The sequence below is a fragment of the Comamonas jiangduensis genome, assembly GCF_030162955.1.
In the GTDB taxonomy this organism is placed as follows: Bacteria; Pseudomonadota; Gammaproteobacteria; order Burkholderiales; family Burkholderiaceae_C; genus Comamonas; species Comamonas jiangduensis.
Genome location: NZ_JARXOV010000011.1, coordinates 92,803 through 111,573, shown reverse-complemented (window position 1 = coordinate 111,573; position 18,771 = coordinate 92,803). Strand labels below are relative to the sequence as shown.

The following is an 18,771-nucleotide window of genomic DNA, read 5'->3' as shown; positions in this document are numbered from 1 at the left end:
TATGCCTTCCAAGAAAACGGCCTCTATCAATTCATCATCACAGCTTAAGACAGTGCTTCTATCCGGGGCCAGTTCACCTCTGGCAAACTTTCAAACGCGGGTTTCGCGAAAAAGTAACCTTGGAAGTAGTACACCCCCATTGCTTGCAAAGTTAGAAACTCAGATTCAGTTTCAACGCCCTCTGCAATGACCTCAATCGACAGTGCCTTGCAGACGCCAAGGATGCCTTGCACGATCGCTTGACGCACAGGATTGCTCCCGATATCTCGCACCAGTTCCATGTCCAGCTTAATAATGTCAGGCTGAAACTCCGCCAGCAAATTGAGTCCAGAATATCCAGCGCCAAAATCATCAATCGCAGTTTTGAAACCCCTGCGGCGGTATTCCTGCATGATGCGTTTCAAGTGGTCTTTGTCCACCACACGTTCATTCTCTGTAATCTCGAAAATGAGTTGATGGGTGGGAAACTGGTGTTCGTTTGCTGCTTCCAAGGTTTTACGGATGCATGCCGCAGGCTCATACACCGCATTGGGCAGGAAGTTGATGCTCACGTGGCTCTTGATACCCAAACGTGCCGCCAAACTCACCGCCTGGACACGGCAGGCTTGATCAAACTGATAGCGGTTATCTTCCGTCACTTGGCTAAGAATTTGCAGAGCACCACTGCCATCTAGCCCTCGCACCAATGCCTCATAGGCAAAAATGGTGTTGGTACGCACATCCACAATCGGCTGGAAGGCCATGCTGAATGCCAATTCGAGTGGCGCACGATCATGGCATTTTTTGCAAGGCGGAATGGATGAGTCTTGAATGGGTGGAATCATATAAAAATGCCGTGTCGGGCAATATCAGCTTGGCCGAGTGTAACAATTGGTTCTAGCCAGACATTAATACGGGCCCACCTTTTTGCAAAGCACGTTGGTACGCTGGCCTAGCCTGCATACGTTGGCAGTAGGCTTGCAAATAGGGCGTGGCTTGCTCTCCTCCGCGCGCCAACAAAGCTTCTACAGCGAAGCTCATCTGGAAATCTGCCATCGTCAGGTGTTCGCCAGCAAACCATTGGTGCTGTTCAAGGTGCTTTTCTATGAACACCTGCGCAGTCTGCACGTTCGGCAACACCAACTTTTTCTGTACCTGAGAGCATAGTGCCCGAGCAATAGGCCTGACAAAAAAAGGCATTGGCTGGCGTGGAATGCTGTCAAACACCAGCTTCATGACCAACCAATTCATGAGTGAGCCTTCGGCATAGTGCATCCAAAAGCGGCACTGCCGAAAAGCCTGTGTGCTGTGCGATGGCTGTAAATGGGAGAGGTCTGAAGGGGCCTGTGCGCCATAAGTTTCGACCAGATACTCAATGATGGCGCCAGACTCTGCGATCACTAACTCGCCATCGGTAATTACAGGCGACTTACCCAGGGGATGAATTTCTTTCAACGCAGGCGGTGCCAACTTGGTTTGCGGATCACGCCGATACATTTTCAAGGTATAGGGCACTCCCAACTCTTCCAGTAGCCACAGTATGCGCTGTGAACGCGACATCTCTAAATGGTGCACTGTCAACGCCATAGCATCAGTCTTTCATGGTTTGCTGGAAGCTGTTGCAGACCCAGCGCGACGCAGCCAGGCCATGCAACGTCCGAGCAAAGGTAGCTTTTCGTACAGTTCTTCGGCTGTGTCCCAATAATCACGGTGTTCCAGCACCAGGCCTTGCGCATTCAACTGCAACAAGGTCCCTCCTCGGATGCACTGCGGCACGCCTTTGCGCCAACGACGCATGCGAAAGTGGAATTCCCAAGCCAAGAAGGCTTGCTGGCCTTGCACCAATTGCTCCGTCACGACAAAGCGAGGAGCATCCACGGTCGTGAACATGTGCGCAAAGACCTTCCGAATACTTTCCAGCCCACGCACATCATTGAAAGGGTCTTTGAAATGCGCGTGCGGGGCATAACAAGTGTGCAAGCTGTTGAGCCGCTCTGGGGTGAGCTGCTCATACAGCTGCACCAGCCGTTGCACACCAGCCTCGACCTCAGGAGAAATCACAGAGTGGTGCTGCATACGTCTCACAACCCTGTCATGCGGTGCACCAGCGCAAAGTACCAGCGATAGGGCAGCACCCGCAACAACTGCAACCAGGCTGTAAAGCGGCGTGGAAAATGAATTTGGAAGGCCCCACGCTGCCAGCCCTGGAGCATGGCTTGTGCTGCCTGCGCTGGTGTCAGCAGCGCAGGCATGTGGAAGTCATTCTGTGCAGTCAGCGGCGTGGCCACAAAACCCGGGTTGACCACACTCACTGCCACCCCCTTGGGGCGCAAATCCAGAAACAGTGTCTCCGCCAGATTGATCAAAGCGGCCTTGGTTGGCCCATAGGCCAAGCTCTGCGGCAGTCCACGCAAGCCAGCTACGCTGGCCACCAAACTGAGGTGGGGTGCGCGGCCATCGCGCGCTGCGCTCAGCATGGCGGGCACCACCGCAGCCACCACATGCAAAGCCCCGGTCTGGTTCACTTGCTGGTGGCGCAACAACTCATCCAAATCCATTGCATCGGCACGCATAGGCTTGTAGTAGCCTGCGCAATAGCACACCAAATCCAAGCTACCTTGTGCATTCAGTTGCTGCGCTGCGTGTTCCACGGCCTCGCGATCTGTCACATCCAGGGGCAGCGCCTGGCTACCTGGGTGCTGCGCCACAAACTCCATCAAAGGCGCCTGCTGCCTTGCAGAAATAATCACTTGCGCTCCCCGCGCATGCAGCGCTTCTGCCAGCGAGCGGCCAATGCCTGTGGAAGCGCCAATCAGCCAGACGCGCTGGCCTTGCCAATTGGTAATGCGAGGGTTGAGCGACATAGGCCTTCTCTTTAAACCTTGGTGAATGAAAGCAATACTTCGCCCAAGCGAATGCCAAACTTACTCATGGTGGCGCGATTGAGCATGACGTGGTCATCCATCAAAAACATCCAATCATCAAATTGCACTTCGTACACACTGCCGTCCACAGGCAAGCGCAAGGTGTAATTCCAGCGGAAGGCGTTGCCAGAGGTTTGCCCCTGCGCCTCACCCACCACATCATCGGCCCGCCCGGTGTAGCGGCCGTCAGCATGCTTGGTCAAACGCCATACGCGGCGTTCGGTGCTGCCATCCGCATAGCTAAAGTGCTCATCCAGCACGCCCTGGTTGCCTTCCCAGTGGCAGTCCATGACCACCGTAAAACGTCGGGCTACGGCACCATCACGCTTTTGAAAAATGCCGTGTGCCAACACACGGCCATTGAAATAGCGATCCAGCTCCAGGAGCGGTTTTTGCTGCACATAGTCACTCACCTGCGGGCCTGCACACCCTGCTAGCATTGCCACACTTGCCAGGCCTGCTATCAATAAAGTACGACGTTGGTTCATGATGGATACCTCCTGTCCGATGCCGGTAAAGACTCCCGGCGGATTAGCAACACATACAGCAACAGCGCAGCCAGTAATTTGAGCGCACAAGGCACCAGGGCATAGGCCCACGCCAGATGCTGCAACGCTTGTTCATCTTGACTGCCTGGTGCATAGCCAAGCCACTGCAGCAGCGGCAATACTGCACCCGCAGCCAGTGCCAGGTTGAGCTTGGTGGCCAGGCTCCACCAGCCCAAGTAAGCCCCATCGCGGCTACCCTGCGCACCTTGCCACTCAATCAACCGCGCTAACAAGGCGCCAGGCAAGGCCAGGTCCGCACCTAAAGCCACACCTGTCAGTGCACAAATTAGGGCAAAGGCTGGAATCTGCCCTGTACCCAAACCTGCAGTCCAGGCAAAGCAGACCACGGCCAGCAACATGCCCAACAACCAACTCCGGGCCAGCCCTAGATGGCGCACCACGCGCAGCCACAACGGCATAGAGGCCGCAGCGCATATGAAATACAGCACCAGAAAAACCGCCGTAGCTTCTTCACTGGCACGCAGCCGGTCTTGCGCAAAAAACAGCATGAGAGCGGCAGGGATAGCACTGGCAATACCGTTGCTCATGAACACGGCCAACAACCGTCTAAACGCAGATTGCGCCAAGGGTTGCCACACCGAGATCGCCGCTTGCGGCGAGCCATGCAAAGGAACAGGCTGTGGCGCACGCCACCACAGTGCCCACCCCAAGAACAAGGCCACGCCAAATACGGCCAGCATGGCCTTCGGCCCCCAAACAACCGACAAACCCGAAGCCGCAATGACGCCTGCCAGCCCCAGGCCCTCACGCCAAGCCACAATCCGACTGCGTAGCAAGTCATCGCCTCCCAGACGTACCCCCCAGGCTTGGTGAGTAATTACCAACAGACTGTGCGCCATACAGGTCAGCAGCAAGCCACTGACCAGCCACACCGCCAATCCGGCTTCCTCCGTCACTGCCGGAAAAAACAAACCCGTCATGCCCAGCCATTGAAACAGCGCCGCAGCGCCGCCCACCAGCCACACTGCGCGGGCCGTTCGGGCAAACAATGCGTCGCTGGCACGCCCCAGCCAAGGTTCGACCACGGCATCCACCAGTCGCACTGCCATCAGCAAAGCCCCCACGGTGGCGAGCGACAAGCCAAAACTGCGCGCATAGTGATTGGGGAGTACCACGTACAAAGGCAGTGCAGCAAAGGCCAGTGGGAAGCCCAGTAAGCCATAGGTCAAGCCAGAGCGCCAGGGCAGCGCATCTGACACGGATGCATCAGGGGTGCTCATGGCACCGCCCTACCAAGACCTGCCAGTAAGGCACTGCGCAAACCAGGCTCTGAAGTTTGTGGCGACAGCCAGATACCAAAAAAGTAGCGTGCCAGCTCAGGGTCATTGATCGTGCCCAGAGGTTGCCCCCCACGCCACAGCTGCATCCCTTGGCCAGGCAGGTACAAGCCCGTGAGCTTGTCGCCCGGCTGCACGTCAGGCAACCACTGCGCCAACTCTTGCGTCCAGCGGTGCGCTAATTCTTCACCCAACCTGCGCTGGCGTTGCATTTCTTGGACAGAGCGTTGCGCAATCGCTTTTCCAGTGAAAGCCCGGTGGTAAATCAGCTCCAGCGCCAAAGGGTGTTGGCCAAATGCTTGCGCATCGAATTCTGGGCCTACCCATAAGAGCGCATCGTAAATCCGCAAGCCCAAAAAGCGCATTTGCCCTTGTCCTGCCAGACGTGGCTGCAGCACCGCCTGCTGTACCGCAGCCGATGGGGTGGTCTCTGGCGTGGCGAGGGCCACTCCAGTGGGGGCAGCCCCCCAGACTGCACACGCCACACTCCATTGCAACAGCACACACTTCAATGAATAAATTCGGTGTTTAAGCATATGCAACCTGCCTTAAAAGCTATGGTTTTAGATGCAGCGTGACAGAGCCATCACGTCTGAACTGTCTGTAACTTGGTGATTCGCGCCGCAGCGGCGTTGCGCAGCGTTGCAGGGGCAAGTGCTGGTGCAGTGCCCTGCAAACGATGCGCTGGCAAGTGGCGTGATTCATAAGCACTGTCCCCCCCCGTTAAGCGAAATACGCGTACCGCGGCCCCCAACTGTGCGGCTTGGTGTCGCAAAGCTTGGGCTGCAGCAGCACTTTGCTCCACCATGGCAGCGTTTTGCTGCGTGGCTTGGTCCAGGTGCGCCACAGCGCCCCCCACTTGTGCAATACCTTGCGTCTGCTCGGCCGTGGCGCGACTGATTTCAGCAATCAGACCTGCCACCCGCTGTGCTTGGGCAACGATATCGGTCATGGTCGCGCCTGCATCATTGACCAGTTGCGTGCCCTGCTCCACCTTGGCCACGCTGGTTTCAATCAAGGCTTTAATTTGACGCGCGGCATCTGCGCTGCGCTGCGCCAAAGCGCGCACCTCGCCGGCCACGACGGCAAAGCCACGCCCCTCTTCACCGGCACGGGCGGCTTCCACCGCAGCATTCAGTGCCAAAATGTTCGTCTGGAAAGCGATCGAGTCAATGACGCCAATAATGTCTGCAATGCGGTAGCTGCTTGCGCTGATGTCTTCCATGGTGTGCACCACCTGCGTCACCACCTCGCCCCCCTTGTGCGCTGCGTCGCTGGCAGATGCAGCAAGCTGAGCGGCTTGGCGGGCTGTATCGGCATTGTTTTGGACCGATGAGGTCATCTCCTCCATCGAGGCAGAGGCCTGCTGCAAATTGCTCGCTTGCTCTTCGGTGCGCTGCAGCAAACCCGCATTGCCTGCTGCAATCTCATCGGCACCTTGGGTCACCGCATTTGAGGCATCACGCACCTTGTCCACCACCTGAGCCAGGCTGGTCTGCATCGCTCCAAGTGATGCGAGCACACTGTCTGACTGAGCACGCGCCACACCAGCCACAGGCTGCAAATCACCTTGGGCCACCTGGCGCGCCACCTGCGCCAAAGCGTTGGGTTCCGCGCCCAATTGGCGCACGATGCTGCGGGCCACGCCCCAGGCAACAGCGGCGCTCAAAATCAGTGCCAGCGTCAGGGCGGTAAACATCACACGCAAAAAGCCACTGGCTTCTTCCATGGCACTTTGGTTAGTGGCCTGAATGTGCTTTTCTTTGAAATCAATCAAACGGTTGATCGACGCCAGCCATTGCACATATTGCGGTTTGGCCTGGCTCCAGAGGGTGTCCACTGCCGCTGCATTGCCCTCACGCACTTGTTCAATGATGGTGTTGGTCGTGGTGACTGCTTGGCTTTCAGCCTTTTTTATGTCGGCATACAAGGGGTGAACTTCCGGGCTCACGCCGGGCAATTTCAGCAATGCCTCCAGTGACTGGGCCGACTGGGCATAAAAGTCTGCCAGCGCTGCGATGGTGGCAATTTCTTTGGCGCGCTCGGTGGGCGTTGGACTGAACACCAAATCGCGCACTGCGATCGAGCGGTCATGGGCGGACCCTCGAAAGTTGATCGCATTGCGCTGAACTTGGGAGTAGATGTCTGAATTAGCACGCAAAGCGCGCTCAATACGATCCACCTTCACCACAGCCACACCGGTAACCACCACCAGCAAGGCAACGATCAACCCAAAGCCTACATACAGGCGGGCTGCGACAGTCATTCGTGAAAAAAAATAAGGTTTCATAAAAAGGATCTGGGGCACACCATCGGTACAGCGCCAAACACAGCATCGTGTATGGCACTATTTTTTTCGTCATACCGCTCAAGGGAGCGATGTCAGTCTTTCACCAGCGTGTACTGCACTACGTCAATATTGCGCATACTGAAAGCAGCCTCGCAGTACGCCAAATAAAACTCCCAGGTGTGCAAAAAACGGGTATCAAAGCCTTGCATCAACACCTGACCTCGCTGCTGCACAAAGCGCTGATGCCAGCGTCGCAAGGTCTCGGCATAGTCTTGGCCAAATGCAAATTCTTCCTGAACACGCAGGCCTGCACGCGCAGCCTCTTCGCGAATACGCGAAGGACTGGGCAAACACCCCCCGGGAAAAATGTATTGCTGGATAAAGTCCGTGCCCTGGACATAGCGGTCAAACAGTCTGTCGTCGATCACAATGGCCTGAACACAGGCTTTGCCGCCCGGCTTGAGCAAGCGGTGCATATGGCGGAAGTAAGTGGGCCAGTACTCCTGCCCCACCGCCTCAATCATTTCGATGGAGCAAATGGCATCGAAAGAGGCGTCTTGGATATCGCGGTAGTCTTGCAAGCGCAAATCGACATGTTCTTGCACACCCGATTTCTCCATACGTTGCTGGCCATAGGCAAGCTGCTCGGTAGACAGCGTTACCCCCACCACATCGGCTTGAAACTCTTTCGCAGCTATCTCTGCCAGCGCACCCCAGCCGCAACCGATCTCCAGTACACGTTGGTGAGGTTGCACGCCTGCACTGCGCAATGCACGGCGTACTTTGGCGTGTTGGGCCTGCGTAAAGTCACCGTGCAGATTGCCCTCAAACCACGCCGAGGAGTAGTTCATGCTCGGGTCCAACCACAGCTGATAAAAGCTGTTGCCCAAGTCATAGTGCGCATGGATGTTTTTACGGCTGTTGGCCTTGGTATTGCGGCGCAGCACATGACGCAGACGGTACGCCAAACGCCCCCACCAAGAGCCATACACCAACGATTCCAGAGACTCGCGGTTGGCCAGCAGCAGGCGAAACAGATCCGCCAAATGGGGCGTCGTCCAGTCTTCATCGATATAGCTTTCTGCCAAGCCAATATCGCCAGAGCGCATCACGGCGTGAAACACATTCCAATTGCGCAAGCGCATGGCGGCTGAAGGCGAACTGTTCGAGCCATAACGCAGCTGGCGTCCATCAGGGAGTTCCAGCAGCAAACTGCCATGGCGTATACCTTGCAGCAGGCGCAGCCCTGTGCGCACAAAAGCAGGGAGGTCTGTAGGTAAGGCGGCAGTGGCGGATGTAGGTGCTGTGGGATGCATGGTCTTTAACGGAGCGTAGAAGATCGAGAAACCGACTGCAAAGGCGGTTGCGGCTTGCTGTAAAAAGGCACACGCTTGAGCCACAACCGCAGCGCATGCCAATGGATGCGCGCGGTGACCACGAGCGTCATCAACGGGTAGCGCCACAGCGCGTACCGACGTGCAGAAGCGTTCAGCGGCTGCAAGCGCCCCCCTACGCCTGTCAGCAACAGTGGCCCGTGCATATCGTCATAATCCACGCGCACGCTGACAGCGCCCAAGCCGTACTCGCCGGTGCGCTTGAATTCAAACCGGTAACCACCCTCAACGGGACAAAAAGGGGAAACGTGGAAGACCTTATGCGCAGTCACTTCCTGCCCATACTGGGGCCGATCCAGTACATAGGTGTGGCGCTCACCAAAGGTGTTGTTCACCTCGGCAACAATTGCACGCAAACTGCCGTTGCTGCGCTGGCAGTACCAAAAGCTAACCGGCTTGAAGCTATAGCCCCAAACACGTGGGTAGCACTGCAGCCAGATTTCACCATCCGCGTCGAAAATGCCTTGCGCATGTAGCACCTCTTCCAGCCATGCCAACGCACCGCCTTGCGCAGCACTGCGACCGTCTCCGTGGTCACTGTCCCGAAAACCCAGTATGCCCGGTCGATTGAATGCCAAAACACCAGCAGCTAGCGGCTGTCTTTGCAAGGTGCGCATAGGCAGCATCAGAAAAAAACTGGGATATACAAAACGATGCACGCGCGGGCGCAAACGTTTATGTCGGACGTAGCCAAATCCGATCAGCGGTACGTCACATGGTGACGCTGGTTTGACTTGGTTCATGCCGCCTGCCTCTCAAGCACAGAGAGTTGCGCACGCAACAAACCTTCCGCTGCTGCGTACCCAGACTTCAATCCGTCCTCATGGAAACCGTAACCAGTCCAAGCCCCACAGAACCATGTGCGCTGCTGACCTTGGAGTGAGGGAATCAGGGCTTGGGCCCGTATTGCTTCCAGATCAAAAACGGGGTGTGCATAGTCAATCTTTGCCAGCACCTTGGATGCATCAATTTCTCGCGCAGGGTTCAGCGACACCAGCACTGGCTGCGCAAAAGGCAAGGGTTGCAGTCTATTGAGCCAGTAGTGCAAACACACGCGAGATGACTCGCGTGACGCCGATGGTGAGCGCTCATAATTCCAGGCCGCCCAAGCTGCTTTGCGCTTTGGCATCACAGATGCATCCGTGTGTAAAACGGCCACATTCGGCTGGTATTGAATAGCACCTAAAACGCGCTGCTCTTGTGCAGTGGGCTTATCCAGCAACCGCAAAGCTTGGTCGCTATGCACAGCCAGTACAACCGCATCGAAATGCTCGGTTTGGTCAGCGATGTGGATCTCCACGCCATGTGCATGGCGAACAATACGCTCTACCGCAGCGTTCAACCGCACTTCGGGTAACTGGCGAGTGATCTGCTGCACATACTGCCTTGCACCTCCAGGGATCGTCCACCATTTGGGACGCTTGTTTACCTGTATCAAACCATGGTTGTGACAGAACCGAATCATGGTGGCCACTGGAAACTGCAGCATTTGATCTGTGGGGCAACTCCAGATGCAGCCCAGCATCGGCAAAAAATACCAGTCACGAAATTCGTTGTCGAACCTGTGTGTCTTCAAAAAATCAGCCAATGGCTGCGTCAATACAGCTTCTTCGTTGGCCTCAGCAATGCGAGTGCAAAGCTGGTTAAAGCGCAAAACCTCACGCAGCATGCGCCAAAAACGGGGTCTCAAAAGATTGCTGCGCTGCGCAAACACCGTTGCCAAGTTTGCGCCGCTCCATTCGAGTGCACCACCCAGCCAGCCAGCCCTTGGCACCTGAACAGAAAAAGACATATCTGTGCACACCGTCGGAACTTTTAAGCTCGCCAGCAGCGAAATCAGCGCAGGGTAGGTTCGCTCGTTGAAGACCAAAAAACCTGTATCGACACCATGCGTCACAGGCCTGCCCTGCGGATCTGGCAGGGTCACATCTACGGTGTTGGTGTGCCCCCCGAAATAAGGACCGGCTTCCAGCAAGGTCACATGCGCATGCTTGTTCAAACTAAAAGCTGCCGCCAAACCTGAGATACCAGAACCAATCACAGCTACTTTCATAAGTCACCTTGTGTTGTGCGAACGCTTTTTCAACAAAAAATCTGTATAACCTCCATGTAATGTAATAGACAAACACATATTTGTCTTAGACAATTTAAACTATTGTCCAACACTGATGTTGACTATTGCCCCTCGCGATACAGCGCCACTTCTACGCACAATGACATCATCTTTGCCAAACGAAATACATGGTGCTTTGCCTATCACCGCTGTTGAGCGCGAAACGGGCATCTCCAAAGACACACTACGAGCATGGGAAAAGCGCTATGGTTTTCCTCAACCTCTGCGGGATGCGGCCGATGATCGCCTGTACCCCCTCGATCAGGTGCAACGCCTCAAACTTATTCGCCGCTTGTTAGATGCGGGACACAGACCAGGCAAGGTAGCTCATCTCAGCAATGAATCAATTTGCGAACTATTGGACAAAATCCCTGATTTGTCCAAGACAAATAAAAAAGCACCAGCTCCTTCAGAAGAAATCAGAAGGCTGCTAAGTGCTATCGAATCTCACCACACCGCCCTACTTCGCGATGACTTGCAACGCACCCTGATGCGCAAAGGGTTGGGGACATTTGTGACAGAGGTGGTTGCACCGCTGACGACTGCAGTGGGGGAATCGTGGGCACAAGGCAGGTTTGAGGTGTTCGAAGAGCACCTGTACACAGAGGTAGTCACCAATATCTTACGCAGCAGCCTGGGCAATCTAAAACACTCCGAACTGAACAGAAGTCCCAAGGTGTTGCTCACCACGTTCCCTCAAGAGATGCATGGCCTAGGCCTGCTCATGGTGGAGGCGCTGCTCACATTGGAAGGCTGCGAGTGCATCTCTTTGGGGACCCAAACACCGATTACCGACATTGCCCGGGCTGCTCATGCCCACCAAGTGGACGTTGTCGCTCTCAGCTTTAGCAATGTGCACAGCCAAGTCAGCGTTCAGACCAGCCTGCGCGCACTGCGTAGCGAGTTGGATGCTGCCACAGGCATATGGGTTGGTGGGTCGTGTCAAACGCTGTACCAGAAACACTGGGAAGGCATTACCGCGATGCAAGCGCTGCACGGCATACCAGCGCTCGTGACCCAGTGGCGCGAGACACGATGAACACTTGATCTTCTGGCTCCAAACACCAATAGCTTTTCAACAAATTGCAATTCACGATGTCTGAACGGCCTGCTAATTCCCCAACCCGCGCCTTAGTCTGGCTGAGGCGTGACCTCCGCTGGGATGACAATGCGGCCCTGTTTCACGGATTGCGCCGTTTTGATCAGGTGTTCTGCGTGTTTGTCTTCGACACCGACATCCTTGATGCACTCTCCAATCGGTATGACCGGCGTGTTGAGTTCATTCACGCCAGTGTGCTGCAACTTCACGAAGAACTGCAGGCTCTGGGCGATCGCAGCGGGGTGCCCGGTGCAGGCCTGATCGTGCGTCACGGCTCGGCAACAAGCAGCATTGTCGAGCTGGCACAGACCTTAGGCGTGCAAGAAGTACTGGTCAATCGTGACTATGAACCTCAAGCAGTTGCACGCGATAAACAGGTGAAACAGCTCCTGCACAGCGCTGGGATCGGATTCAGTGACTACAAAGACCAAGTGCTGCTAGACCGCAGCGAGGTACTGACCCAGCAAGGCCATCCTTACAGCGTTTTCACACCCTACAAGCGCGCTTGGCTCCAAAAGCTGGACGACTTCCAGCGCAAGTCTTACCCCGTAACGCGCTACGCACACCACCTGGCTGCCTTACCCATCCCCACTGATATCCCCGCGCTGGAACAACTGGGCTTTATCGCCACCAATTTGCCATCATTGCCACTTCCTATAGGGCTGCGTGGCGCCCAGCAGCTACTCGCCAACTTTCTGCCCCGCATGACTGCCTACAAGGAGGCTCGTGACTTTCCGGGACGCAAAGGCGTGTCTTACCTTTCTGTGCATCTGCGTTTTGGGACCATCTCGATCCGCCAACTCGCTCAACTGGCACACAAGCAAGCAGAGCTGGGTGACGAAGGTGCGCAAACTTGGCTGTCTGAGCTGGCATGGCGTGACTTTTATTTCATGATTTTGTGCCACCACCCTCAGGTCGTCAGCCAATCGTTCCGCCCGGAATATGACCGCGTCCAGTGGGATGAAGCGCCCGAACTGTGGCAAGCGTGGTGCGAAGGTCGCACCGGCTATCCCCTTGTGGACGCCGCTATGCGTCAGTTACTACAGACCGGTTACATGCACAACCGGCTGCGTATGGTGGTTGCCAGTTTTCTCACCAAGGATCTGGGGATTGACTGGCGCCGGGGCGAACGCTTCTTTGCCGAGCACCTGAATGATTACGACCTGGCCGCCAACAACGGCGGCTGGCAGTGGGCGGCATCCACAGGGTGCGATGCACAGCCATGGTTCCGCATCTTTAATCCGGTCACACAGTCACAGCGCTTTGATCCAGAGGGCCACTTTATACGGCGATATGTCCCCGAACTGGCTGAGTTACCCACCAAGTACATCCACTTCCCTGCTGCCATGCCGCCCCTGCAATTGCAGGGCTTCGGTGTACGTCTAGGGCAGGATTACCCTCGCCCCGTTGTGAATCACACCACCGCACGTGAGCGCACCTTGATGCGCTTTCATTTTCTAAGTGCTAAAGAGGCTTGATGTGTAAAAACGAACCCATGGTCAGTGCCCCATCCTTATCGGCTATAGCGTGCCCACTTCGAACTTCATCATGACATTACACCCACCTGCTTTACCTTGGCTGTATCGACTCTCTGCAACACGTTGCCTCCTGATCATGCTCTTGGGTGTAGCGGCCCTGCTTGCAGGCTGCGCCAGCAGCACACCCCCCGCAGGCATGCAGGTCGTCAACGGATTCGATGTGAAGCGCTACCAGGGTCGCTGGTATGAGATTGCCAGGCTCGACCACTGGTTCGAGCGTGACATGACTGATGTATCTGCAACCTACCTTCCACAGTCAGATGGCAGCATACAAGTCATAAATCGTGGGCTGCGCGGCCCTTCTGGTCAGTGGAAAGAAGCGATTGGCAAAGCGCTGTTCACCGGCCCCTCAGATAAAGCATCACTGAAAGTGTCTTTCTTTGGCCCGTTTTACGGTGGGTACCACGTGGTAGCGCTAGACCCCAACTACCGTTGGGCATTGGTGGTAGGCGAAGACCGCAACTACGCTTGGATTTTGGCCCGCGAAAAATCCCTGCCGCGTGAGAGTTTGGACGCCATCGTGCAACGCGCTCAAGCCTTGGGCATTGATACCCAAGCTTTCATCTGGGTAACCCATACGAATACCGACCCTGCTCACCAGCCTTAATCTCCATGACCATCTCTACCAAGCCCACCAAAGACAACCCTATCGCCATCATCGGCGCTGGTATGGCTGGCCTGTCGTGCGCACATTTTTTGTCACTGGCTGGGCATAGCGTGCATGTGTTTGACAAAAGTCGCGGCCCTTCTGGACGCATGAGCACACGACGCAGTAACGACAACCTGGTTGACTGGCAATGTGATCACGGAGCTCAGTATTTCACTGCGAGGGATATTGATTTTCGCAAGCAAGTCGCTGAGTGGGAGCAAGAGTCAGTCGCAGCACCGTGGCAAGCTCGTATCGGTACACATGACGGACATGGTTTCAAGTTGCAAGCCCGCACGTTGGAACGCTTCGTCGGGACGCCCCGCATGACCTCGCCGGCCGCGCACATGGTGCGCAGCATGCAAAAGCTGCCTAACCCTGTTCGCTTTCAGTGGCAAACCACCATTCAACCGCTGCACATGTCTGTATGCGATGAACCTGGTTGGTCACTGCACAGTCCAGAAAATGGCACAGAACTACCGCGTTACCAGGCAGTGCTCATAGCAGTTCCCGCACCCCAAGCCGTGCCACTCGTTGCAACAGTTTCCTCGGAAGCAACTACGCTTTCGCAGAGTATCCGTATGCAAGCATGCTGGTCGTTAATGGTTCGCTGTCCTCAGCCTGTGCCTCTGCCCGTGGATGGTTGTTTTATTGAAAACAGCCCGCTACGCTGGATAGCGCGCGATAACAGCAAGCCTGGCCGCAACGGCCCTGAAACTTGGCTTTTACACGCCAGCCATAGCTGGAGCCAAGCACATGTAGATGACGAGTTGCAAACTGTCATAACAATGCTGCTAGAGGCATTTACACAATTGGGAGGGCCAACACCCACCAGCGTAAAAGCTACGGCTCACCGATGGCTGTATGCAGACAGCGTTTCTCCAGCGAATGGGGGGGGGTGGTGGGATCCCCAAGCAGGCCTAGGACTGTGCGGAGACTGGCTACAAAGTGGCACTGTGGAGGGCGCATGGCTCAGCGGCAGCAGACTCGCCCAACAGGTTCACTCGTCGCTACGCTCCACTACTGCGCAAGCCAACTGGATCTCACCATCCACCATCAGCTGAATCATCAAAAATGACCCTGCCGTTACTGCATCTGGTATTTCATGGCTGCCATGAGTAGATCTAGTCTTATCGCTAGGTTGGAGATTGCACCAAGTATGGCGAGCGTCCTGCCCCTGAATAGACTGCTGGCGTTACTTGATAAGGGGTGACACCCAGATCAGCGATGACCGCGCCAACTATTCCTCACTATCTGACCAAGGAGAAACCTATGCGAATCCTGCTGACTGGCGGAACTGGATTGATTGGACGGGCACTGTGTCAGTACTGGCAACGGCAAGGGCATGAACTGTGGGTTTGGAGCCGCGAACCCAACAAAGTGGCCCAACTTTGCAGCGGCGCACACGGCATTTCAAGTTTGCAAGAACTGCAGGGAACGCCGGTAGATGCAGTGATAAATCTTGCTGGAGCCCCTATTGCCGACCGCCCTTGGACGGCTGCTCGCAAGCAAGTTCTCTGGAGCAGCCGCATTGATCTGACGCGCACCCTCATTGACTGGATGAAGCAGCAGCCCCAGCCGCCCAGAGTACTTATATCGGGATCTGCCGTGGGCTGGTACGGCGATGGCGCTGAAGCTTTGCTTGATGAAAGCAGCCCTGCCGGAGCGGCAGATTTCGGCAGCCAGTTATGTATTGCTTGGGAGCAAGAAGCCGAGCGCGCCAATCTCTTCGGCGTTCGTGTAGTGTTGCTGCGCACAGCACCAGTGTTAGCCCCCCAAGGTGGCATGCTGGCGCGACTAATACCTCTTTTTAAGCTGGGGCTTGGCGGCAGATTGGGTGATGGCAAGCAATGGATGCCCTGGATACACCTTGAAGATCAGGTCAGCCTGATTGACTTTCTTCTCAACCATGAGGAGTGTCGTGGTCCATTCAATGCCTGCGCTCCGCAAGCAGTGCGCAACATCACTTTCACCCAGACACTTGCCCGCAGTTTGCACAGGCCTGCCTTGCTCCCGGCACCCGCTTGGGCGCTGCGTCTAGCGCTTGGAGAAATGTCCGTGCTATTACTCGGTGGACAACGCTTACAACCACAACGTGCGCAGACGGCAGGATTTACTTGGCGCTACGGCAATCTCCAAGAAGCACTCCATCAACTGCTATCTCATCAGTAATTCTTCTATTTTTATGGCTCTTGCTTGAAGGGACTGGCGGCCTGCAATTGCTCCACATAGCCATCTACGGCAGCGGTCTCCCTTCGCAAAAAATCAGCGATCGCAGGGGCGAAGCGCTGGTCTGCAATGTAGTGCGCAGAATAGGTGGTAACTGGCAACAAACCTCGCGCCATCTTGTGCTCCCCCTGTGCCCCACCTTCAAACACTTGCACATTATTGGCAATGCAATAGGCAATTGATTGCATGTAGCAAGTTTCAAAATGCAGCCCTTTGACAAACTCTTGGGCACCCCAATAACGCCCATATAAAGTGCTTCCCCCACGCACATTCAATGCACATGCCACCGGCACTCCTGCACGCTCGGCCAATATAAGTACAAGATTCAGTGCCTCTTCCTGATGTGCACGCTGGAAGAAGTCTTCCGACAAATACGGCTGGGAATGGTGCTCCACATAAGTTTGCACATAGCACGCATAAAAAAATGCCAAATGCTCTGGCAAAAGCTGTGGGCCTTCTAGCCAGCGATAGGTGATGCCAGCTGCAGCCACGTATTTGCTGTCTTGCCGCACTTTCTTACGCTTGTCCTGAGAAAGCTTGGTCAAAAAACTTTCTGTGCTGTCATAACCTTGATTTTTCCAATGGAACTGCACCCCTTCACGCACCATGAAGCCCGCTTGCTGCAAAGCAAAAAGGTCTTCTGCTTGGACAAACAACGCGTGTACCGACGAAGCTTGGGATCCCTCACACAGTTGACGCAACCCTTGCGCTAAAACTTGGCGTGCCTGCGGATTCGCAGCCAGTAGCCGCGGCCCCTGCACTGGAGTAAAAGGCGAAGCCACCAACAGCTTGGGGTAATAGTCCAAGCCATGCTGCGCGAATGCTTGGGCCCACCCCTGGTCAAAAACATACTCGCCCCGCGAATGGGTTTTGAAGAAACAAGGGGCTGCGCCTACTAGCTCACCCTGGTGATGCAGCAGCAGATAGCGTGGATACCACCCATGTCGTTCATGCACACAATTCGTCTCTTGCAACAGGCGCAAGTAGTGATAGCCCACAAAAGGGTTGCCTGCAGCCAAGTTTTGCCAGCGCTCGGGGGCAACTTCAGTGAGCGTATCAACGATAGAAAGTGTGTATGCAGTGGAATTCATGTGGCTCGGTCAAAAACGGCCTGCCCAAAGGCGCGTTGTTGAAAATGCCTCCACGGGCCAGTACAGCAAACTGGGAAATTAATAGGGAGAGCCGCAGTCTTTCAGTTGCAGTCAATCCACCAGCATATCCATGTGTGAGGCAAATTTTTGATCCAATTATTGCCCTAGATACCGCCTGCAAAAAAGCGAAAAAATCCTTGCACGCAAGGACTTTTTTCAACCGCTTGAAGCGCCGCTCACCGTTGTACCCAGGTAGTGTGCAAGCTCCAGCAAGTTCCTGTCTTGCCCCCGCTTTCCCACCACCATCAGCCCAACAGGCAACTCGCTGGCCGCACGCGGCAAAGGCAATGAAGCTGCAGGTACATCGTAAAAATTAAACACTGAAGGATTGCGCAGCACCAGCAAGTTCGTTCGGTTGAATGCATCAGCATCCTCCAAACTCTTAATCAAAGGAGCAACCACGGGCACCGTGGGCAAAATCAATAGGTCGAAATCTGCAATCGCGGCATCAAAAGCTTTTTGCAACTGCCCGCGTGCTTGCTGGACAGCGACGTAATGCGAGGCTGAAATGGTTTGACCGCGCGTGATGCGCGCTTTTACCAAGCCATCTAACTGCGCATCTTTGCCACTGGCAAACAGTGCCTGGTGAATCTGTGCTGCTTCGCACGCAATCAAAGTGCCAGCCTCCTGCAGCTGGAAAGGGGCGGCGATGAGTGCATCCAGATCCGCATCGATCAGTTTGACGCCACGATTTTCCAGTCTTTGGAGCGCTTGCTCAAATGCAAGCAGCACGGCTTCATCGGCCTGCGTAAAAAGCAAACCACGGGGTATGCCGATGCGCAAGCCCTCCAGCCTGCGCGCTTGCAAAGGCACCCATTTTTCACCGGCTAAAACACTGTCTGCCTTTGCACAGTCGAGCACATTGGCAGCCAGAGGCCCCACCGTGTCGAGCGAATAAGACAACGGGAATGCCCCTTCCCGCGTTACGCGCCCTTGCGTGGGTTTAAAACCGGTCACGCCATTCAGTGCAGATGGAATGCGCACAGAGCCCCCGGTATCAGAGCCAATCGCAATTTCACACATACCGCGCGCTACCGCGACCCCTGCGCCTGACGACGACCCACCAGGAATGCAATTGACATCCTTGGCATTTCCCGGCGTTCCGTAGTGTGGATTGATACCAATACCGGAAAACGCGAATTCCGTCATATTGGTCTTACCGATGATGACCGCCCCTGCGGCACGCAAGCGCTGTACAACGACCGCATCTTGCGCTGCCACTGGCGCATCGCGCATGACTTTGGAGCCTGCCGTGGTGGCTTCACCAGCCACGTCGAACAAATCTTTGATCGAAACGATTCGTCCATCCAGAGGGCTCAAAGAAATTCCGAGTGCTGCGCGGGCATCGGCCGCTACGGCCTCTGCGTGCGCCGACTCCGTATAGACCTTCGTAAAAATTCGAGCACCCTCGTCGCCAGCCGCTGCAATGTTTTGTAGCGCCGTTTGGGTACGCTGAACACAAGTTTGAGACATAGCAACAAACTCTATCACGCGACTTCGGTCAAGATTTCAACGGGATTGCGGTAACGCCAAAAACGCCCGCGTACCGGGTCATGCCACAG

General features: G+C 55.5%; 18 protein-coding genes. 5 read left to right on the top strand and 13 right to left on the bottom strand.

All coding sequences use genetic code 11. The features are described 5' to 3' along the window. Window positions 1-44 precede the first annotated feature (44 nt). From QEP12_RS10440 to QEP12_RS10390, 11 genes are all read right to left on the bottom strand, one after another. Window positions 45-824, bottom strand: coding sequence for an EAL domain-containing protein (locus QEP12_RS10440; protein ID WP_284214187.1), 780 nt, complete (start codon window positions 822-824; stop codon window positions 45-47). Between the two features lie 52 nt (window positions 825-876). Beyond that, complete coding sequence (locus tag QEP12_RS10435; protein WP_284214185.1) at window positions 877-1,566, bottom strand: glutathione S-transferase family protein; 690 nt, start codon at window positions 1,564-1,566, stop codon at window positions 877-879. Between the two features lie 12 nt (window positions 1,567-1,578). Then, window positions 1,579-2,055: a nuclear transport factor 2 family protein gene (locus QEP12_RS10430; RefSeq protein WP_284214183.1), complete on the bottom strand. Its 477-nt coding sequence runs from the start codon at window positions 2,053-2,055 to the stop codon at window positions 1,579-1,581. Window positions 2,056-2,060: 5 nt separating this feature from the next. After that, on the bottom strand, window positions 2,061-2,843 hold the full coding sequence (locus QEP12_RS10425) for an SDR family NAD(P)-dependent oxidoreductase (RefSeq protein WP_284214182.1): 783 nt from the start codon (window positions 2,841-2,843) through the stop codon (window positions 2,061-2,063). Window positions 2,844-2,854: 11 nt separating this feature from the next. Then, on the bottom strand, window positions 2,855-3,391 hold the full coding sequence (locus QEP12_RS10420; protein WP_174863727.1) for a DUF3833 domain-containing protein: 537 nt from the start codon (window positions 3,389-3,391) through the stop codon (window positions 2,855-2,857). Then, window positions 3,388-4,692: an MFS transporter gene (locus QEP12_RS10415; RefSeq protein ID WP_174863729.1), complete on the bottom strand. Its 1,305-nt coding sequence runs from the start codon at window positions 4,690-4,692 to the stop codon at window positions 3,388-3,390. The genes QEP12_RS10420 and QEP12_RS10415 overlap by 4 nt, the downstream gene beginning before the upstream one ends. Beyond that, a complete protein-coding gene (locus tag QEP12_RS10410; RefSeq protein WP_174863731.1) occupies window positions 4,689-5,285 on the bottom strand; it encodes a chalcone isomerase family protein in 597 nt (198 codons plus the stop codon). The genes QEP12_RS10415 and QEP12_RS10410 overlap by 4 nt, the downstream gene beginning before the upstream one ends. Before the next feature lie 50 nt (window positions 5,286-5,335). Beyond that, window positions 5,336-7,015 carry a methyl-accepting chemotaxis protein gene (locus QEP12_RS10405; protein WP_284214181.1) on the bottom strand — a complete coding sequence of 560 codons (1,680 nt, stop codon included), beginning with the start codon at window positions 7,013-7,015 and terminating at the stop codon, window positions 5,336-5,338. A gap of 116 nt (window positions 7,016-7,131) precedes the next feature. Continuing rightward, window positions 7,132-8,355, bottom strand: a complete 1,224-nt coding sequence (locus tag QEP12_RS10400; protein ID WP_284214180.1) for an SAM-dependent methyltransferase — start codon at window positions 8,353-8,355, stop codon at window positions 7,132-7,134. Between the two features lie 5 nt (window positions 8,356-8,360). Next, window positions 8,361-9,176, bottom strand: coding sequence for a DUF1365 domain-containing protein (locus QEP12_RS10395; RefSeq protein ID WP_174863828.1), 816 nt, complete (start codon window positions 9,174-9,176; stop codon window positions 8,361-8,363). Further along, window positions 9,173-10,486: an NAD(P)/FAD-dependent oxidoreductase gene (locus QEP12_RS10390; RefSeq protein WP_284214178.1), complete on the bottom strand. Its 1,314-nt coding sequence runs from the start codon at window positions 10,484-10,486 to the stop codon at window positions 9,173-9,175. The genes QEP12_RS10395 and QEP12_RS10390 overlap by 4 nt, the downstream gene beginning before the upstream one ends. 160 nt (window positions 10,487-10,646) lie before the next feature. Between QEP12_RS10390 and QEP12_RS10385 the strand changes: the two genes are divergently transcribed. The 5 genes from QEP12_RS10385 (at window position 10,647) to QEP12_RS10365 (ending at window position 16,001) form a co-directional block, all read left to right on the top strand. Next, complete coding sequence (locus QEP12_RS10385) at window positions 10,647-11,585, top strand: MerR family transcriptional regulator (protein ID WP_284214176.1); 939 nt, start codon at window positions 10,647-10,649, stop codon at window positions 11,583-11,585. A gap of 56 nt (window positions 11,586-11,641) precedes the next feature. Next, window positions 11,642-13,123 carry a cryptochrome/photolyase family protein gene (locus QEP12_RS10380; RefSeq protein ID WP_284214175.1) on the top strand — a complete coding sequence of 494 codons (1,482 nt, stop codon included), beginning with the start codon at window positions 11,642-11,644 and terminating at the stop codon, window positions 13,121-13,123. Window positions 13,124-13,259: 136 nt separating this feature from the next. Further along, on the top strand, window positions 13,260-13,790 hold the full coding sequence (locus tag QEP12_RS10375) for a lipocalin family protein (RefSeq protein WP_284214174.1): 531 nt from the start codon (window positions 13,260-13,262) through the stop codon (window positions 13,788-13,790). A 5-nt stretch (window positions 13,791-13,795) separates the two neighbouring features. Then, window positions 13,796-14,893 (top strand): NAD(P)/FAD-dependent oxidoreductase, encoded by a 1,098-nt coding sequence (locus tag QEP12_RS10370; RefSeq protein WP_284214173.1) that lies wholly within the window; start codon window positions 13,796-13,798, stop codon window positions 14,891-14,893. Between the two features lie 208 nt (window positions 14,894-15,101). Then, window positions 15,102-16,001 (top strand): TIGR01777 family oxidoreductase, encoded by a 900-nt coding sequence (locus QEP12_RS10365; protein WP_284214172.1) that lies wholly within the window; start codon window positions 15,102-15,104, stop codon window positions 15,999-16,001. 11 nt (window positions 16,002-16,012) lie between these two features. Here QEP12_RS10365 and QEP12_RS10360 read toward each other — a convergent pair whose 3' ends face one another. After that, window positions 16,013-17,149: a GNAT family N-acetyltransferase gene (locus tag QEP12_RS10360; protein ID WP_284214171.1), complete on the bottom strand. Its 1,137-nt coding sequence runs from the start codon at window positions 17,147-17,149 to the stop codon at window positions 16,013-16,015. 216 nt (window positions 17,150-17,365) lie between these two features. Further along, window positions 17,366-18,682, bottom strand: a complete 1,317-nt coding sequence (locus QEP12_RS10355) for an amidase (protein ID WP_284214170.1) — start codon at window positions 18,680-18,682, stop codon at window positions 17,366-17,368. Between the last annotated feature and the right edge of the window lie 89 nt (window positions 18,683-18,771).

Excerpts from the sequence above, each read along its gene's own strand:
- QEP12_RS10440 (WP_284214187.1), bottom strand. The coding sequence starts at position 824 with ATGATTCCACCCATTCAAGACTCATCCATTCCGCCTTGCAAAAAATGC.
- QEP12_RS10435 (WP_284214185.1), bottom strand. The coding sequence starts at position 1,566 with ATGGCGTTGACAGTGCACCATTTAGAGATGTCGCGTTCACAGCGCATA.
- QEP12_RS10430 (WP_284214183.1), bottom strand. The coding sequence starts at position 2,055 with ATGCAGCACCACTCTGTGATTTCTCCTGAGGTCGAGGCTGGTGTGCAA.
- QEP12_RS10425 (WP_284214182.1), bottom strand. The coding sequence starts at position 2,843 with ATGTCGCTCAACCCTCGCATTACCAATTGGCAAGGCCAGCGCGTCTGG.
- QEP12_RS10420 (WP_174863727.1), bottom strand. The coding sequence starts at position 3,391 with ATGAACCAACGTCGTACTTTATTGATAGCAGGCCTGGCAAGTGTGGCA.
- QEP12_RS10415 (WP_174863729.1), bottom strand. The coding sequence starts at position 4,692 with ATGAGCACCCCTGATGCATCCGTGTCAGATGCGCTGCCCTGGCGCTCT.
- QEP12_RS10410 (WP_174863731.1), bottom strand. The coding sequence starts at position 5,285 with ATGCTTAAACACCGAATTTATTCATTGAAGTGTGTGCTGTTGCAATGG.
- QEP12_RS10405 (WP_284214181.1), bottom strand. The coding sequence starts at position 7,015 with ATGACTGTCGCAGCCCGCCTGTATGTAGGCTTTGGGTTGATCGTTGCC.
- QEP12_RS10400 (WP_284214180.1), bottom strand. The coding sequence starts at position 8,355 with ATGCATCCCACAGCACCTACATCCGCCACTGCCGCCTTACCTACAGAC.
- QEP12_RS10395 (WP_174863828.1), bottom strand. The coding sequence starts at position 9,176 with ATGAACCAAGTCAAACCAGCGTCACCATGTGACGTACCGCTGATCGGA.
- QEP12_RS10390 (WP_284214178.1), bottom strand. The coding sequence starts at position 10,486 with ATGAAAGTAGCTGTGATTGGTTCTGGTATCTCAGGTTTGGCGGCAGCT.
- QEP12_RS10385 (WP_284214176.1), top strand. The coding sequence starts at position 10,647 with ATGACATCATCTTTGCCAAACGAAATACATGGTGCTTTGCCTATCACC.
- QEP12_RS10380 (WP_284214175.1), top strand. The coding sequence starts at position 11,642 with ATGTCTGAACGGCCTGCTAATTCCCCAACCCGCGCCTTAGTCTGGCTG.
- QEP12_RS10375 (WP_284214174.1), top strand. The coding sequence starts at position 13,260 with ATGCTCTTGGGTGTAGCGGCCCTGCTTGCAGGCTGCGCCAGCAGCACA.
- QEP12_RS10370 (WP_284214173.1), top strand. The coding sequence starts at position 13,796 with ATGACCATCTCTACCAAGCCCACCAAAGACAACCCTATCGCCATCATC.
- QEP12_RS10365 (WP_284214172.1), top strand. The coding sequence starts at position 15,102 with ATGCGAATCCTGCTGACTGGCGGAACTGGATTGATTGGACGGGCACTG.
- QEP12_RS10360 (WP_284214171.1), bottom strand. The coding sequence starts at position 17,149 with ATGAATTCCACTGCATACACACTTTCTATCGTTGATACGCTCACTGAA.
- QEP12_RS10355 (WP_284214170.1), bottom strand. The coding sequence starts at position 18,682 with ATGTCTCAAACTTGTGTTCAGCGTACCCAAACGGCGCTACAAAACATT.